Origin of the sequence: Micromonospora sp. NBC_01412 (genome assembly GCF_045040215.1) — a bacterium.
In the GTDB taxonomy this organism is placed as follows: Bacteria; Actinomycetota; Actinomycetes; order Mycobacteriales; family Micromonosporaceae; genus Micromonospora; species Micromonospora rubida.
Map to the genome: position 1 here is coordinate 4,592,471 of NZ_CP109528.1, position 16,110 is coordinate 4,608,580.

The 16,110-nt window shown below is 72.8% G+C and carries 15 protein-coding genes; 8 read left to right on the plus strand and 7 right to left on the minus strand.

What is annotated here, in order from left to right:
* The 4 genes from OG617_RS21005 (at position 1) to serA (ending at position 5,345) form a co-directional block, all read left to right on the plus strand.
* Entirely contained in the window at positions 1-1,881 is a 1,881-nt protein-coding gene (locus tag OG617_RS21005; protein WP_405094754.1) for an acetolactate synthase large subunit, read from the plus strand.
* A complete protein-coding gene (ilvN, locus tag OG617_RS21010; protein ID WP_161687755.1) occupies positions 1,881-2,396 on the plus strand; it encodes an acetolactate synthase small subunit in 516 nt (171 codons plus the stop codon). The genes OG617_RS21005 and ilvN overlap by 1 nt, the downstream gene beginning before the upstream one ends.
* A gap of 73 nt (positions 2,397-2,469) precedes the next feature.
* Complete coding sequence (gene ilvC, locus OG617_RS21015) at positions 2,470-3,483, plus strand: ketol-acid reductoisomerase (RefSeq protein WP_405094755.1); 1,014 nt, start codon at positions 2,470-2,472, stop codon at positions 3,481-3,483.
* Between the two features lie 263 nt (positions 3,484-3,746).
* Positions 3,747-5,345, plus strand: coding sequence for a phosphoglycerate dehydrogenase (gene serA, locus OG617_RS21020; protein ID WP_405094756.1), 1,599 nt, complete (start codon positions 3,747-3,749; stop codon positions 5,343-5,345).
* Positions 5,346-5,431: 86 nt separating this feature from the next.
* Here the strand turns inward: serA and OG617_RS21025 are convergent, their stop codons facing one another.
* Positions 5,432-5,788 (minus strand): hypothetical protein, encoded by a 357-nt coding sequence (locus tag OG617_RS21025; protein ID WP_405094757.1) that lies wholly within the window; start codon positions 5,786-5,788, stop codon positions 5,432-5,434.
* A gap of 349 nt (positions 5,789-6,137) precedes the next feature.
* Positions 6,138-7,013, minus strand: a complete 876-nt coding sequence (locus tag OG617_RS21030) for an FAD:protein FMN transferase (protein ID WP_405094758.1) — start codon at positions 7,011-7,013, stop codon at positions 6,138-6,140.
* 222 nt (positions 7,014-7,235) lie between these two features.
* On the opposite strand from OG617_RS21030, the gene OG617_RS21035 reads away from it, so the two are divergent.
* The gene (locus OG617_RS21035) at positions 7,236-8,267 is read left to right on the plus strand and encodes a 3-isopropylmalate dehydrogenase (protein WP_405094759.1); all 1,032 of its coding nucleotides are present in this window, start codon (positions 7,236-7,238) and stop codon (positions 8,265-8,267) included.
* Positions 8,268-8,449: 182 nt separating this feature from the next.
* The gene (locus tag OG617_RS21040; RefSeq protein WP_405094760.1) at positions 8,450-9,547 is read left to right on the plus strand and encodes a branched-chain amino acid aminotransferase; all 1,098 of its coding nucleotides are present in this window, start codon (positions 8,450-8,452) and stop codon (positions 9,545-9,547) included.
* Positions 9,548-9,660: 113 nt separating this feature from the next.
* Here OG617_RS21040 and OG617_RS21045 read toward each other — a convergent pair whose 3' ends face one another.
* The 4 genes from OG617_RS21045 to OG617_RS21060 form a co-directional block, all read right to left on the minus strand.
* Positions 9,661-10,401: a tyrosine-protein phosphatase gene (locus tag OG617_RS21045; protein WP_405094761.1), complete on the minus strand. Its 741-nt coding sequence runs from the start codon at positions 10,399-10,401 to the stop codon at positions 9,661-9,663.
* An 84-nt stretch (positions 10,402-10,485) separates the two neighbouring features.
* Positions 10,486-10,944, minus strand: coding sequence for a PRC-barrel domain-containing protein (locus OG617_RS21050; RefSeq protein WP_405094762.1), 459 nt, complete (start codon positions 10,942-10,944; stop codon positions 10,486-10,488).
* Positions 10,945-11,103: 159 nt separating this feature from the next.
* A complete protein-coding gene (locus OG617_RS21055) occupies positions 11,104-11,634 on the minus strand; it encodes a carboxymuconolactone decarboxylase family protein (RefSeq protein WP_405094763.1) in 531 nt (176 codons plus the stop codon).
* A gap of 2 nt (positions 11,635-11,636) precedes the next feature.
* Positions 11,637-12,197 carry a peroxiredoxin gene (locus OG617_RS21060; protein WP_387016607.1) on the minus strand — a complete coding sequence of 187 codons (561 nt, stop codon included), beginning with the start codon at positions 12,195-12,197 and terminating at the stop codon, positions 11,637-11,639.
* Between the two features lie 383 nt (positions 12,198-12,580).
* On the opposite strand from OG617_RS21060, the gene cimA reads away from it, so the two are divergent.
* On the plus strand, positions 12,581-14,164 hold the full coding sequence (gene cimA, locus OG617_RS21065) for a citramalate synthase (protein ID WP_405094764.1): 1,584 nt from the start codon (positions 12,581-12,583) through the stop codon (positions 14,162-14,164).
* A 35-nt stretch (positions 14,165-14,199) separates the two neighbouring features.
* On the opposite strand, the gene OG617_RS21070 is transcribed toward cimA, so the two are convergent.
* On the minus strand, positions 14,200-15,156 hold the full coding sequence (locus OG617_RS21070) for an endonuclease/exonuclease/phosphatase family protein (RefSeq protein ID WP_405103859.1): 957 nt from the start codon (positions 15,154-15,156) through the stop codon (positions 14,200-14,202).
* Positions 15,157-15,549: 393 nt separating this feature from the next.
* Between OG617_RS21070 and OG617_RS21075 the strand changes: the two genes are divergently transcribed.
* Complete coding sequence (locus OG617_RS21075) at positions 15,550-16,077, plus strand: hypothetical protein (protein WP_405094765.1); 528 nt, start codon at positions 15,550-15,552, stop codon at positions 16,075-16,077.
* The last annotated feature ends 33 nt before the right edge of the window (positions 16,078-16,110 follow it).

Consider the following 16,110-nt stretch of genomic DNA (forward strand, 5'->3'; position numbering starts at 1 on the left):
ATGACGAGACCCACGCCAGAGACCCTCGCCCACTCAGCCCGCCGGACCCGGGCCGGCGCCGAGCCGGCGACCGCCGACCAGGTTCCGCCGGCCGCCCGCGCCGCCGCCGGCCCGGCCGCCCCGGGGGTACGGCAGCCCGCGCAGATCTCCGGCGCCGGTTCGCTCGTGCGGTCCCTGGAGGCGCTCGGCGTCGACGTTGTCTTCGGCATCCCGGGCGGGGCGATCCTCCCGGCGTACGACCCGCTCTACGACTCCACCGTCCGGCACATCCTGGTCCGGCACGAGCAGGGCGCCGGGCACGCCGCCACCGGGTACGCCCAGGCCACCGGCAAGGTCGGGGTCTGCATGGCCACCTCCGGCCCGGGCGCGACGAACCTGGTCACCCCGATCGCCGACGCGTACATGGACTCGGTGGCCATGGTGGCGATCACCGGTCAGGTGGCCCGGCCGTCGATCGGCACGGACGCCTTCCAGGAGGCCGACATCCAGGGCATCACTCTGCCGATCACCAAGCACAACTTCCTGGTGCAGACGCCGGAGGAGATCCCGCAGGTGCTCGCCGAGGCGTTCCACCTGGCCTCGACCGGCCGCCCCGGCCCGGTGCTGGTGGACATCCCGAAGGACGTCCTCCAGGCGCAGACCACCTTCTCCTGGCCGCCGACGCTGGACCTGCCCGGGTACCGGCCGACCCTGCACCCGCACGGCAAGCAGATCCGGGAGGCCGCCCGGCTGATGAACTCGGCCCGCCGGCCGGTGCTCTACGTCGGCGGCGGGGTGCTCAAGGCCGGCGCCACGGACGGGCTGCGCCGGCTGGCCGAGCTGACCGGCATCCCGGTGGTCACCACGCTGATGGCGCTCGGGGCGTTCCCCGACTCGCACCCGCAGCACCTGGGTATGCCGGGCATGCACGGCACCGTGTCGGCGGTCTACGGCCTGCAGAAGGCGGACCTGATCGTGGCGCTCGGCGCCCGGTTCGACGACCGGGTCACCGGCAAGCTGGACTCGTTCGCCCCGGACGCGGCCGTCGTGCACGCCGACATCGACCCGGCCGAGATCGGCAAGAACCGGCACGCGGACGTGCCGATCGTCGGCGACGCCCGGCACGTGATCGACGAGCTGATCGTCGCGGTCACCACCGAGCGGTCCGCCGTCCACCCGGCCGACCTCGGCGACTGGTGGACCCAGCTCGACGATCTGCGCAAGCGGTACCCGCTGGGCTACGAGGAGTCGGCCGACGGCACCCTCTCCCCGCAGTATGTGATCGAGCGGCTCGGGAAGATCGTCGGGCCGGACGCCGTCTACGTCGCCGGCGTCGGCCAGCACCAGATGTGGGCGTCGCAGTTCATCTCGTACGAGCGGCCGGGCACCTGGCTCAACTCCGGCGGCCTCGGCACCATGGGCTACGCGGTCCCGGCCGCCATGGGGGCCAAGGTGGGCAGGCCGGACACGGTGGTCTGGGCGGTGGACGGCGACGGCTGCTTCCAGATGACCAACCAGGAGCTGGCCACCTGCGCGCTGGAGGGCATCCCGGTCAAGATCGCCGTGATCAACAACGGCAACCTCGGCATGGTCCGGCAGTGGCAGACGCTGTTCTACAACGAGCGGTACTCGAACACCGAGCTGGGCACCCACAAGCACCGCATCCCGGATTTCGTCAAGCTCGCCGAGGCGCTCGGCTGCATCGGCCTGCGCTGCGAGAGCGCGGCCGACGTGGACTCCACTATCGAGGCGGCGATGGCGATCAACGACGCCCCCGTTGTGATCGACTTCGTGGTCGGCAAGGACGCGATGGTCTGGCCGATGGTGGCCGCCGGCACCAGCAACGACGAGATCATGTTCGCTCGCGGCGTCCGCCCGACCTTCGACGAGGACGATATCTGATGAACCTGCACACGCTTTCGGTCCTGGTGGAGAACAAGCCGGGCGTCCTGGCCCGGGTCTCCGGGCTGTTCTCCCGGCGCGGCTTCAACATCGACAGCCTCGCCGTCGGCGAGACCGAGAACCCGGACGTCTCCCGGATCACCATCGTGGTCAACGCCGAGTCGTCCCCCCTGGAGCAGGTCACCAAGCAGCTCAACAAGCTGGTCAACGTGCTCAAGATCGTTGAGCTGGACCCGCAGGTCTCGGTCGCCCGGGAACTGCTGCTGGTCAAGGTCCGCGCCGACCGGGCCACCCGTGGCCAGGTGCTGGAGACGGTCAACCTGTTCCGCGCCCGGGTGGTCGACGTCGCGCCCGACACGCTGACGATCGAGGCCACCGGCACCCCCGACAAGCTGGACGCGCTGCTGCGCGACCTCGAATCGTTCGGGATCAAGGAGATGGTCCAGTCCGGCACGGTGGCGATCGGGCGCGGCTCGCGTTCGATCACCGCCGGCCCGGCCCTGCGGGCCGCCTGAGTCCCTTGCCCGCCACACCACCCCGCACAAGCCACGACGGGCCGCACCGGGCCGCCGTACGAAAGGGAAGTCAATGAGCGTTGAGGTGTACTACGACGACGATGCCGACCTGGGCCTGATCCAGGCCAAGAAGGTGGCGGTGATCGGGTACGGCAGCCAGGGCCACGCCCACGCGCTGTCGCTGCGCGACTCCGGCGTCGACGTGGTGATCGGCCTGCCGGTGGGCTCGAAGAGCCGGCCCAAGGCCGAGGAGCAGGGCCTGCGGGTGCTCACCCCGGCCGAGGCCGCGGCCGAGGCCGACGTGATCATGATCCTGGCCCCGGACACCGCGCAGCGTGCCCTCTACACGGACGCGATCGCGCCGAACCTGGCGCCCGGCAAGGCCATCCTCTTCGGCCACGGCTTCAACATCCGGTACGACCTGATCAAGCCGCCGGCCGACGTGGACGTCGCGATGGTCGCCCCGAAGGGCCCGGGTCACCTGGTCCGCCGCCAGTACGTCGACGGCAAGGGCGTGCCCTGCCTGGTCGCCGTCGAGCAGGACGCCAGCGGCACCGCCCTCGCGCTGGCCCTGTCGTACGCCAAGGGCATCGGCGGCACCCGGGCCGGCGCGATCCGGACCACGTTCAAGGAGGAGACGGAGACCGACCTGTTCGGCGAGCAGGCGGTGCTCTGCGGCGGCGCGGCGGCGCTGGTGCAGACCGGCTTCGAGGTGCTCACCGAGGCGGGCTACGCCCCGGAGGTGGCCTACTTCGAGTGCCTGCACGAGCTGAAGCTCATCGTCGACCTGATGTACGAGGGCGGCATCGCCAAGATGCGCTACAGCATCTCCGACACCGCCGAGTACGGCGACCTGTCCCGCGGCCCGCGTGTCGTCGACGCCCGGACCAAGGAGGAGATGCGCAAGATCCTCTCCGAGATCCAGTCCGGCGAGTTCGCCCGCGAGTGGGTGGCCGAGGACGAGGCGGGCCGGCCCAACTTCACCAAGTGGCAGGCCGAGGGCGCGGCGCACCCGATCGAGGAGACCGGTCAGAAGCTGCGGTCCATGATGAGCTGGGTCGACCGGCCGATCACCGAGACCGCCTGAGCCCTGCCGCACGCGGCGACCCGTCCGACGCCCACCCGGCGTCGGGCGGGTCGCCGCTGGTGTTTTCCCGCCCGGAACCCCACTGACATGTCGGGTTTGTGAGGGCCCTCACCCCATGGTCCGGGGCACGCCGGCCGGCCCGCGCCCTACGATCGCGGATAGGTGCGTAGCCGGCACCTGACGGCCATGGCACGACTCGGCGCAGGGCGCAGCGCGGCGTCCCGACGTCCCGGCCGACCGCCACACAACGTCTACGAGGACCGATGACTCCTGTCGTACTGATCGCCGAAGAACTCGCCCCCGCCGCCATCGAGGTGCTCGCCCACGACTTCGACGTCCGTCACGTCGACGGCACCGACCGCCAGGCCCTGCTCTCCGCGCTCTCCGAGGCCGACGCGGTGATCGTGCGCAGCGCCACGCAGATCGACGCCGAGGCGATCGCCGCCGCCCCGCGGCTGAAGGTGGTCGCCCGGGCCGGCGTGGGTCTGGACAACGTCGAGGTTCCGGCCGCCACCGCGCGGGGCGTCATGGTCGTCAACGCCCCCACCTCCAACATCGTCTCCGCCGCCGAGCAGGCCGTCGCGCTGCTGCTGGCCGTGGCCCGCAACACCGCCAGCGCCAGCGCCGCGCTGAAGGCCGGCGAGTGGAAGCGGTCCAAGTACACCGGCGTCGAGGTGCAGGGCAAGACCGTGGGCGTGGTCGGCCTCGGCCGGATCGGGGTGCTCTTCGCGTCTCGGATCGCCGCCTTCGGCACCCGGCTGATCGCGTACGACCCGTACATCCAGCCGGCCCGCGCGGCGCAGCTCGGGGTGCGCCTGGTCGGGCTGGAGGAGCTGCTGCGGGAGAGCGACTTCATCTCGATCCACCTGCCGAAGACCCCGGAGACCGTGGGCCTGATCGGCGAGAAGGAGTTGGCGATCGTCAAGCCGGGCGTGCGGATCATCAACGCCGCCCGCGGTGGACTCATCGACGAGCAGGCCCTCGCCGACGCGCTCGCCGAGGGCCGGGTGGGTGGTGTCGGCGTCGACGTGTACGTCAAGGAGCCGTGCACCTCCTCGCCGCTGTTCGCCTTCGACAACGTGGTGGCCACCCCGCACCTGGGCGCCTCCACCGCCGAGGCGCAGGACAAGGCCGGCCTGGCCGTGGCCAGGAGCGTGAAGCTGGCGTTGCAGGGCGAGTTCGTGCCGGACGCGGTCAACGTGCAGGCCGGCGGCGTCGTCGCCGAGGACGTCCGCCCGCTGCTGCCGCTGGCCGAGAAGCTCGGCCGGGCGTTCACCGCCGTGGCCGGCGGGGTGGCCGCCAGCGTCACCGTCGAGGTGCGCGGGGGGGTCGTCAACCACGACGTCTCGGTGCTCAAGCTCGCGGCCACCAAGGGGCTGTTCAGCTCCGTGGTCGAGGAGCAGGTCACCTACGTCAACGCGCCGCACCTGGCCGCCGAGCGTGGCGTCGAGGTCAACCTCGCCAGCCTGGCCGAGACCGCCGAGCACCAGACCCTGGTGACCGTCCGTGGCGCGCTGCCGGACGGCCGCACGGTCAGCGTCTCCGGCACGGTCGTCCACGCCGGCGCCCGCGACGTTCTCAAGCTCACCGAGGTCGACGGCTTCGACCTGGAGATCGGCGCGGAGGGCATCCTGCTCTTCCTGCGCTACGCGGACCGGCCGGGCGTGGTCGGCACCGTCGGCACCCTGCTCGGTGAGGCCGGTATCAACATCGCGGCGATGCAGGTGGCCCGCCGGGAGGCCGGGGGCGAGACGCTGATGACCCTCACGGTCGACCAGGCGCTCGGCGCCGACCTGCTCACCTCGGCGGCCGAGTCGATCGGCGCGACCTCGGCCAGCGCCGCCGACCTGCGCGACGAATAGGTCCGTCCAGGACCCGCGCGACGCGGCGTCCACGCAGGACGGATCGGGGGCCCGGCCGAAAGGCCGGGCCCCTCGCCGTCGACGGGTCAGCGGCGCGCCGGGGCGGGCGGCGGGTAGACCGAGCCGTCCTGGTAGTCGAACAGCATCAGGTTGCACTCGCCGGCCAGCCGCTCGATGTCGAGCAGCACCTGGTCCTCGCAGGCCGGGTTGAGGTTCATCTCGATGTGGTCGTTGGCCGCGTGCAGGGGTGCGACCTCCCACGGGGAACCCGGGCCCGCCGGCCGGTCCGGATAGCGGGCGGTGATCGCCCGGTAGAAGGCGACGACCCGCGGGTCCGGGTAGCGGTCGTCGTGCTGCCCCTGTCGGCACCGTTGCACCGCTGCCCGCACGTTCATGGGCGTGGCCCCGTCTGGAAGGGCCCACACGCTCAGATCGAAACTCACGGCGGACAGCGTGCCATCCCGGGGCGGGGAAGTCACCGCGACCCCGCCGCAGGTCAGTCGCGAAACTTCCGATCGTCCTTCGGGGACGGTCCGCTGTGGAGACTCTTGCGTCGAGTTGCGTCGATTCGCTAGCGTACTCGTGCGGTCACTGGTTGAGTTCGGCGTCGGCCCGTCTTCGGGTGGCGCGGTCGAGGTCCGCCCCGGCCCGGGTCCGCACCCCTCGATTGCGCGAGCCACGCGCACTCGTCGCTGACCGGCCCCCACGGCCGTTGCCGAGACCGTGGGGGCCGATCGCGGGGCACCCACGGCCGGGATGCGAAGGCCGGCCGCCGAGGGTGGCCCAGGGGCCTCAGCGGTGGCGGTGCGCGAACAGCGCCCGGTAGTCCGACCCGTTGCGGAACCAGTCCAGCCCCGTCGGGCCCGCGGCGTAGAGCGCGGTGGCGTAGGCGTCGGCCACCGCCAGGTCCGGCCCGATCACCGTGGCGGCGTCGAGCTGGTCGGCGGGCTCCCCGGTGTGCGGGTCGACCACGTGCCCTCGCCGCCCGGTCACCCCGGAGGTGCCCACCGCGCCGGCCGTCATCTCCAGCACGAGCGGCGCCCGGCGGGTGTCGGTCGGGTGGTGCACGGCCACCCGCCACGGGCCGCCGTGCGCGGCGTGCCCGCGTACCACCAGGTCGGCGCCGGTGAGCACGGCGTAGTCGTGGATGCCGGCGGCGCGCAGCCGGGCCGCGGCCCGCTCCACCGCCCAGCCGCCGAGCAGGCCGCCCGGGTCGAAGCCGCCGGGCACCGCCCACGCGTCGAACCAGCCGTCGGTCGCCGCCCGCATGGCGGCGCACCGGTCCACGAGGTCGGCCAGCGGCGGGTACGACTCGGGGCTGATCTCCCCCCGGCGCAGCCGGGAGACGAGGCTGTCGCGCCGGTTCGGGCCGTAGGTGAGGTCGATGGCGCGCAGCTCGGCGACGGCGTCGGCGAGCGCCTCGCCCACCCCCCGCCGGCCCAGCCAGCTCGGGGCGTTGAGCAGCAGCGAGTACTCGGCCGTGCTGGTGCCGACGGTGTGCTGCACGGCGATCCGGTCGGCGGCGGTGCCACCGGCCCGGTCGAGGCGGTGGCTGCGGCTGCCCAGGCGCAGGTCGGGGCGGCGGTTGGCGAAGGTCGACTGGTCCACCCAGCGGGCGCGGGGCTGCTCGTCGACCCACCGGTGCCGAGGCTGCTCGTCGATCCGCATCACAGTTGCTCCTTCGCTGACGGCGACCCAGCGCCGCGACGAATTTCGTCCGGGCCCCCGTGACCCGTTCGCCATAGACCCTAAGCAGCGAAGTTGACCACACCATGAATCCCACCTGGGAGCCTGCTGTGCGTTCGATTTCCCAGCATGCGGAAGCGCCGTACCGGGAGGCGGGACGGAGTCGTACCGTTGCCGAAGACGACGAGGTAGGGAGCTCACGACGTGGCACGGATCGCGGTGGTGGCCGGGGACGGGATCGGACCCGAGGTGGTTGCTCAGGCCCTCAAGGTCGTCGACGCCGTGCTCCCCGGGGTGGAGACCACCGCGTACGACCTCGGCGCGGCCCGCTACCACCGCACCGGCGAGGTGCTGCCGGACTCCGTCCTGACCGAGCTGGCCGGGCACGACGCGATCCTGCTCGGCGCGGTCGGCGACCCGACCGTCCCGCCGGGCGTGCTGGAGCGTGGCCTGCTGCTCAAGCTCCGGTTCGCCTTCGACCAGTACGTCAACCTGCGCCCGTCGCGGCTGTGGCCCGGCGTGGCCGGCCCGCTGGCCACGGTCAAGCCCGGCGAGGTCGACCTGGTCGTGGTCCGGGAGGGCACCGAGGGGCTCTACGCCGGCGCGGGCGGCTCGCTGCACCGGGACACCCCGGCCGAGGTGGCCACCGAGGAGAGCCTGAATACCCGGCACGGGGTGGAGCGGGTCATCCGCGACGCGTTCGCCCGGGCGTCCCGCCGCGAGCGGCGCAAGGTCACCCTGGTGCACAAGACCAACGTGCTGACCCACGCCGGGTCGCTGTGGGCCCGTGCCTTCGCGGCCGTGGCCGCCGAGCACCCGGACGTGGCGACGGAGTACCAGCACGTCGACGCCGCCGCGATGTTCCTGGTCACCCAGCCCCAGCGGTACGACGTGGTGGTCACCGACAACCTCTTCGGCGACATCCTCACCGACATCGCCGCCGCAGTCACCGGTGGCATCGGTCTGGCCGCCAGCGGCTGCATCAACCCCACCGGGGCGTACCCGTCGATGTTCGAGCCGGTGCACGGCTCCGCGCCGGACATCGCCGGCCAGGGCGTCGCCGACCCGGTGGCCGCCGTGCTCTCCGCCGCCCTGCTGCTCGACCAGCTCGGGCACGCCGACGCCGCGGCCCGGGTGACCGCCGCCGTCGGCGCGGAGCTGGCCGGCCGCGCCCAGGGCGTACCGCTGCGCACCGCCGAGGTGGGCGACCGCCTCGCCGCGCACGCGGCGGCCTGACGGCGGCCCCGCCCCGCCCCGAGGCCCCAGGGAAAGGGCATCCGACCAGCCGGAACGCCCGTTCGGGGCGTCCGTCCCGCCGGCACGCGGCTACCCGCTGAACGACCGTTCGGGGTAAGTTGCTGGCACCAGTGAATCCGGCGTGCGGTCCCGGCCGCCGTCGTCCCAGGGAGGTCCGCGCGATGAGCGGTGGTGACATGCTCGACTTCGAGATCCGTCCGAATTCCACGCCGGTATCCGCCGTGGACCGGGCCGCCCTGCTCGCGAACCCGGGCTTCGGCCGGGTCTTCACCGACCACATGGTCACCATCCGGTACGCGGACGGCAAGGGCTGGTACGACGCCCGGATCGAGGCGCGCGCGCCGATCCCGATGGACCCGGCCGCTGCGGTGCTGCACTACGCGCAGGAGATCTTCGAGGGCCTGAAGGCCTACCGCACCGGCGACGGCGCGGTGACCATGTTCCGGCCGGAGGCCAACGCCGCCCGATTCGCCGACTCGGCCCGCCGGATGGCGATGCCGCAGCTGCCGCCGGAGACGTTCGTCGAGTCGCTGCGCCAGCTGGTCGAGATCGACCGGGAGTGGATTCCCGAGGGCGACGGGAGCAGCCTCTACCTGCGTCCGTTCATGTTCGCCAGCGAGGTCTTCCTCGGCGTCCGTCCGGCCAACGAGTACCTGTACGTGGTCATCGCCTCCCCGGCGGGGGCGTACTTCTCCGGCGGGGTCAAGCCGGTGACGGTGTGGGTGTCGCCGGACTACACCCGGGCGGCCCCGGGCGGCACCGGCGCGGCCAAGTGCGGCGGCAACTACGCCGCCTCGCTGGCCGCCCAGGCAGAGGCGATCGAGGCCGGCTGCGACCAGGTGGTCTTCCTCGACGCCGTGGAGCGCCGCTTCGTCGACGAGTTGGGCGGGATGAACGTCTTCTTCGTCTACGACGACGGCACCCTGGTCACCCCGCCGCTGACCGGCACCATCCTGCCGGGCATCACCCGCGACGCGATCCTCACCCTGGCTGCCGAGGCCGGCCACCGGGTCGAGGAGCGGCCGGTCAGCTTCGCCGACTGGCAGGCCGACGCGGCCAGCGGTCGGCTGCGCGAGGCCTTCGCCTGCGGCACCGCGGCCGTGGTCACGCCGATCGGCCGGGTCCGCTTCTCCGACGGCGAGTTCCTCGTCGGCGGCGGCGAGCCGGGCCGGGTGACCACCGACCTGCACCGGCGGCTGGTGGACGTCCAGCGCGGCCGGGCCGCCGACCCGCACGGCTGGGTCACCCGGGTCCTCTGAGCACCGGCTCCACCGCGCCCGGGGCGCCAGTCGCCCCGGGCGTTTCGGCTTCCCCCACCGCGCCCGGCGCCCGTCGTCATCTCGCCGGGCCGGAAGAGCGGCCGGGACGGAGGTCAGTCCAGCATGTGGTCGCGGAGGGCGGTGAGCTGGGCGTCGGTGACGCCGGCGTGCCGTAGGTACCCCTCGACGGAGCCGTGTCCCGCGCGCAGCTCGGTCAGGAACAGCGACATCGCCTCGGCCGGGGACGCCAGGAACGGCGCGGGGAGTTCCGCGGCCTCGGGGGTGGTGGCGGCCACCCAGGCGCTGAACCGCGCCGACGCCTCCGTGCTCAGCGCGTAGTCGGCGGCGATGTCGGCGTCGCTCACCCCGAGCACCGAGAGGGTCAGCGCGCAGGTGATGCCGGTGCGGTCCTTGCCGGCCACGCAGTGCACGACGATCGGGGCGGCGGCGCTGTCGGCGATCAGCCCGACCGCCTCGGCCAGCCCGGCGGCGCCGGTCCCGGCGAGGGCGGCGTACCGGTCGGCGAGGTAGCGGGCCAGGCTTGAGCCGGGCTCGTACTGCGACTCCGTCCACGAGGTGTGCTCCGGGTTGATGTGCCGGTAGGTGAGCCCGTCCAGCTCCGGCACCCGGCCGTCCCGGGCCACCTCGTACGGGCGGCGCAGGTCGATCACGGTGCGGACGCCGAGGGCGACGAAGGCGTCCCGGTCGGCGCCGCCGATGCGGTGTGGTGAGTCCGAGCGGTAGAGCCGGCCCCAGGCGACGGCGCGCCCGTCGGCGGCCGGGTAGCCGCCGACATCACGGAAGTTGAACATCGCGGAGAAGGGAATCCTGCGGTTTACCTCGATCGCGTCCACCCTGACACGGTAACGGCCGGTGGGGGCGAACCCCACCGGCCGTGACGGTGAACCGAGTCCCGCCGGCCGGGCCGGCGGCCCCGCTCAGCGGGCGGTGCCCGGGGGCAGGCTGCCGTAGCTCTCGTCGTAGTAGCCGCCGAGCTTGTCCCGGTACGCCGGGTCGCTGTGGCTGTCCTCGTCGTACTCGGGCGCGGCCTTGATCTGGTCCTTGTCGCGGTCGACGTACACCTTGCGCTCGTCGTGGTCGACGTGGTTGACCGTGCCGGCCGGGAGCATGACCTTCTTGCCGAAGATCCACGGGCCGGTGTCGACCACGAGGTAGCTGCCGCCGACCTCGTGACTCGCGCTGTCGATCTTGCCGATGCTGCCGTCGGTGGCCTCGACCTTGTAGCCGACCAGGTCGGCGTCGGCCGCCGACGCCCGGTCGCGGTAGCTCCACGGGTCGAACGCGCCGGCGGGGGCGCCGCCGGCGATCAAGCCCTGCCCGCCGTGGATCGGGGGCTCCGGCGTGCCGGGTGTGGTGTGCGGATCGAGCCTGTCCATGGGGTGCTCCTGCCTCGACTGTCGTAGTCGTCTCGGAGAGAGGGTGTTCTCGTGTCCGAATTACACCTACCCAGCCCGGTCAGCCCCTACACGCGTACCGCCGGAAACGCAGACTCCGCCGGCACCGTGACCGCAGTGCCGGCGGAGTTTGAGGCGGGCTCAGGCCAGCGCGGCCTGCGCGTCGAGCGCCACCGCGGCGGCGTGCACCACGGCGGCGATCCGCAGCCCCTCGTGCACCTGCTCGCGGGTGAAGCCGGCCCCGCGCAGCGTCTTCTCGTGGGACTCCAGGCAGACGCCGCAGCCGGTGATCGCCGAGACGGCGAGGCACCAGAGCTCGAAGTCGCCCTTCTCCACGCCCGGCCGGGCGATGATCTGCATCCGCAGCCGCGCCGGCATCGACGCGTACTGGTCGTCGCCGATGAGGTGCTTGGCCCGGTAGTAGACGTTGTTCATCGCCATGATCGTGGCGGCGCCCTTGGCCGCCTCGATCGCCTCGGGGCTGAGGTGGGCGACCGCCTCGGCGGCGATCTCCCGAAGCACCACCGGGTTGCGCGCCGCGACGGCGCAGGCCAGCGCGGTGCCCCAGGCCTGCTCCGGCTTCAGCGTCGAGGCGCTGACGGTGGAGCCGAGGTTGAGCTTGATGTCCTTGGCGTACTCCGGCAGGGCTGCCTTGACCGCGTCGAGGCCCATCGTCAGACCCCGGCGCCGGCGAGCAGCTTGGTGGCGTCGAGGGTGTCGCCGCCCTTGTTCCAGTTGCACGGGCACAGCTCGTCGGTCTGCAGCGCGTCGAGCACCCGCAGCACCTCGGAGACGTTCCGGCCGACCGAGCCGGCGGTCACCATGGCGAACTGGATCTCGTTGTCCGGGTCGACGATGAAGGTGGCGCGCTGGGCCACGCCGTCCTCGCCGAGCACGCCGCAGTCGGCGGTCAGCTCGCGCTTGATGTCGCTGAGCATGGGGAAGGGCAGCTCACGCAGGTCCGGGTGGTCCTTGCGCCAGGCGTAGTGGACGAACTCGTTGTCCACCGACACGCCGAGCACCTGGGCGTCCCGGTCGGCGAACTCGCCGTTCAGCCGGCCGAACTCAGCGATCTCCGTCGGGCAGATGAAGGTGAAGTCCTTCGGCCAGAAGAAGACCACCCGCCACTTGCCCTGGTGCGACTTGTGGTTGATCGACTCGAACGCGTTGTCGGCGTCGAGGGACACGCAGGCGGTGAGTTCGTACTCGGGAAAGCGGTCACCGACAGTGAGCACGGGGTCCTCCTTGGCAGCGGCACGAGGCCGGTAACTGGATCTGTTCCAGATACTTCCGCAGAGGTGTTTCGGCTTGGTGGCGGCCAGGTGACTTGTGAACCCGATCACCGGCGGCGGGTTCCGCCCCGCAGGTGGGGGCGGATGAGGTATCGCAACCCTGCGTCACCGTCCCGCCATGTGGATTGCGCCTCCCAAAACCGTGGGGCGGGTGGCACAGTGGTGACCGTGACCAGCAGCGTCGTCATTATCGGCACCTAGCGCGCCCGGCCTTCCCTCCGCCGAGCGCGCAGACCTCCCGCATCCGCGGGAGGTCTTTTTGTTGGTCCCGCCCCGTCTCGTCCCGCCCAGCCGCCCCGTCCCGCCCGCGCCCGAGAGGACTCCCCATGACGTTCCAGGTCTACGACACGACGCTGCGCGACGGCGCCCAGCGAGAGGGGCTCACCTACTCGGTGGTCGACAAGCTGGCCGTCGCCCGGCTGCTCGACGAGTTCGGGGTCGGCTTCATCGAGGGGGGCTGGCCGGGCGCCGTGCCGAAGGACACCGAGTTCTTCCGCCGGGCCCGCACCGAGCTGGACCTGAAGCACGCCCAGCTCGTCGCGTTCGGGGCGACCCGCAAGGCCGGCGTCGCGGTGGCCGCCGACCCGCAGGTCCGGGCGCTGCTGGACGCGCGGACCCCGGCCGTCGCGCTGGTCGCCAAGGCCGACCTGCGGCACGTCGAGCGGGCGCTGCGCACCACCGCCGCCGAGAACCTGGCGATGATCCGGGACACCGTGACGCACCTCGTCGCCGAGGGGCGGCGGGTCTTCGTCGACGGCGAGCACTTCTTCGACGGCTACCGGCACGACCCGGCGTACGGGGCGGCGGTGGTGGAGACCGCGCTGGCCGCCGGCGCCGAGGTGATGGTGCTCTGCGACACCAACGGCGGGATGCTGCCCTCCCAGGTGACCGCCGCGATCGCCGACCTGGTCGCGCGGACCGGCGTCGATCCCGGGCGGCTCGGCATGCACGCCCAGAACGACACCGCCTGCGCGGTGGCCAACACCATCGCGGCCGTCGAGGCCGGCGTCCGTCACGTGCAGGGCACCGCCAACGGGTACGGCGAGCGCCCCGGCAACGCCGACATCTTCGCCGTCGTCGCCAACCTCCAGCTCAAGCTCGGGCTGCCGGTCCTACCGGAGGGCTGCCTGGAGCAGATGGTGCGGGTCTCCCACGCCATCGCCGAGATCGCCAACATCGCCCCCGACACCCACCAGGCGTACGCCGGGGCCGCCGCCTTCGCCCACAAGGCAGGGCTGCACGCGAGCGCGATCAAAGTGGATCCGCTGCTCTACAACCACGTGGACCCACTCGTGGTGGGCAACGGCATGCGGATCCTGATCACTGAGATGGCCGGCCGGGCCAGCGTCGAGCTCAAGAGCCGCGAGCTGGGCCTGGACCTGGCCGGCCATCCGGAGACCCTGTCGAGGGTGACCAGCCGGGTGAAGGAACTGGAGGCCGGGGGCTGGTCGTTCGAGGCCGCCGATGCCTCCTTCGAGCTGCTGGTCCGCTCCGAGCTGCCCGGCGCCGCGCCGACCCGGCCGTTCGCCCTGGAGTCGTACCGGGTGCTCGTCGAGCACCGGGAGGACGGCGCGGTGGTGTCCGAGGCCACCGTCAAGATCCGGGTGCGCGGTGAGCGGGTGATCGCCACGGCCGAGGGCAACGGCCCGATCAACGCCCTCGACGAGGCGCTGCGGGTCGGCCTGTGCCGGCACTACCCGGAGCTGCGCGACTTCGAGCTGGCCGACTACAAGGTGCGCATCCTGGAGGGCAGCCACGGCACCGGCGCGGTCACCCGGGTGCTGGTGGAGACCGCCGACGGGACGGGCCGGGACTGGACGACCGTCGGCGTGCACCCCAACGTGGTCGAGGCGTCCTGGCGTGCCCTCGTGGACGCGCTCACCTACGGCCTGGACCGCGCCCACGTCTGAGCGGGGCACCGCGCCGACGCGCAGGGGTCGCCCGCTCACCCACCCGCGGGCACCCGTAGCCCCGCCAGAACCGCGCGGTGGTCGCTGCCCGGCACGGGGTGCACCGCCACCGACCGGACGGCGATCCGCCGGTCCACCAGCACGTGGTCGATCGTCACCGGCGGGATCAGGTCACCGTCATAGGGGCCCCAGGTGCCGGTGAGCCCGGCACCTGGGGCGTCGGCCGCGTCGGCGTACCCGGTCGCCAGCAGGGCGCGCAGCGGGGCGTGGTCGAGGGTGGCGTTGAAGTCCCCGGCCAGGATCGACAGCCCCGCCGCCGGGGTGGCCGCCGGCTGTGTCTCCAGGTCGGCACGCCAGGGCCCGACCTGGTCGATCGCGTACGGGGCCGCCGGGTGGGCCGACTCGATCCGCACCGGCGGCCCGCCCGGCGGCCTCACCGTGCCGTACGCCTGGCTGAAGCCCCAGCCGCCGCGGTTCTGCCGGATCCCGCCCCCGGTGATCGGGAAGCGGGCGTAGAGGCCCGAGCCGGTGGTGCCCACCTGCGGGTTGAGCTGCCGGTGGGGCAGCAGGTCGGCCAGGCCCAGCCGGTCCAGCTCGGTCGCCGCGTCCGGGGTGAACTCCTGCACGGTCAGCACGTCGACCCGGTGCGCGCGGACCAGGTCCACCACGGTGCGGGCGTCGGCCGCGCCGGCCAGCAGGTTGGCGGTGAGCAGCCGCAGCTCCGGCCCCTGCGCGGCGGGCTGCCCACCGGGCAGCGCCCGGGGCGCGACCGTCCCGATCAGCGTCACCGCGACCAGGGCCGCGACCGCCGCCGGCCAGCGGCGCCGCAGGGCGAGCGCGAGCAGCAGCGGCACGGGTGACCAGGCCGCCACGTACGGGGTGAAGGCGACCGCCTGCACGAGCGGGCCCCGTTCCAGGCCGGTCAGCCGGACCGCCGCCCAGGCCAGCCCGGGCGCCACCGCCAGCCAGCAGAGCCACGCGCGGGTCCGGATGCCCCGGCCGAATCCGGGCGGGGCTTTCTCGGACGTGTTCACGGCGACACGCTAGCGCTTTCGCCGAACGCCCGGCGTCCCGGCCCCTTTCGTGAATTGCCCAGCCTTCACGTTTCGCAATTTCCCGATCGCCTGAACAAATCTGAAACGCCGCCGCAGTCTATTGACCCGGCGCTTTTCCCGGTGCTACTTTCCACCTGGTTCCAGCCCTGATGCTCTCGGTAGTAATGGCTGCTCAGAGGTTGTCTGGCGGGCCGCCATTCCGGCATCGTCAATGTGTCGCAGGCGGCTGTGTCGACGCTTTTCCGGAGCGCCGATCGGGCTCGGAAGCAATCCGACTCGTCGCCTGACGAGCCGGTCGTTTCGACACGGTCAACAAAAGGGGAACCTGTCATGGCGAGATTCATTTCCGGTAGGGCGGTCGCGGTCACGTTCGGCGTGCTGGCGCTGACGCTGGCCGGCGGCGGCTTCGCCGCCGCCCAGGCGACGACGGCGAAGCCCGTGGCCCAGACCGGGCAGCCGGGTGCCCGCCCCGTCGCGTCGGTGGGCCAGCCGACGGTGACGCCGGCCGAGGCGGCCCAGGCCAAGGCGGCGCTGCGGGAAGGCGTGAGCCCGTCGTTCGTGGCCGGCTCCACCTCCTTCGCGGCGGTCAGCAGCGCCGGCGTGCTGCTCCGCGGGCGCGACTCGGTCTCCGCGACCAGGTACGGCCCCGGCCAGTACCAGGTCATCTTCAACCACAGCCTGGTCCGGGGCGGGTACGTGGCCAACATCGGCGACGCCGCCGACTGCTGCGTCCCGCCGACCGGCGAGGTCTCGGTCGCGCCGCGGCTCGGCACGCCGAACGGGGTGTTCGTGCAGACGGTCGACTCGACCGGCGCCCCGTCGGACCGGCCCTTCCACCTGGCGGTGTTCACCCCCTGATCCCGTGCCACCCGACGACGCCGGCCCCGGTGG

Bases quoted from the DNA above. Each gene is read 5' to 3' on its own strand.
- ilvN (WP_161687755.1), top strand. From the start codon at position 1,881: ATGAACCTGCACACGCTTTCGGTCCTGGTGGAGAACAAGCCGGGCGTC.
- OG617_RS21050 (WP_405094762.1), bottom strand. From the start codon at position 10,944: ATGGACAGGCTCGATCCGCACACCACACCCGGCACGCCGGAGCCCCCG.
- OG617_RS21055 (WP_405094763.1), bottom strand. From the start codon at position 11,634: ATGGGCCTCGACGCGGTCAAGGCAGCCCTGCCGGAGTACGCCAAGGAC.
- OG617_RS21040 (WP_405094760.1), top strand. From the start codon at position 8,450: ATGAGCGGTGGTGACATGCTCGACTTCGAGATCCGTCCGAATTCCACG.
- ilvC (WP_405094755.1), top strand. From the start codon at position 2,470: ATGAGCGTTGAGGTGTACTACGACGACGATGCCGACCTGGGCCTGATC.
- OG617_RS21030 (WP_405094758.1), bottom strand. From the start codon at position 7,013: ATGCGGATCGACGAGCAGCCTCGGCACCGGTGGGTCGACGAGCAGCCC.
- OG617_RS21075 (WP_405094765.1), top strand. From the start codon at position 15,550: ATGGCGAGATTCATTTCCGGTAGGGCGGTCGCGGTCACGTTCGGCGTG.
- OG617_RS21005 (WP_405094754.1), top strand. From the start codon at position 1: ATGACGAGACCCACGCCAGAGACCCTCGCCCACTCAGCCCGCCGGACC.
- serA (WP_405094756.1), top strand. From the start codon at position 3,747: ATGACTCCTGTCGTACTGATCGCCGAAGAACTCGCCCCCGCCGCCATC.
- cimA (WP_405094764.1), top strand. From the start codon at position 12,581: ATGACGTTCCAGGTCTACGACACGACGCTGCGCGACGGCGCCCAGCGA.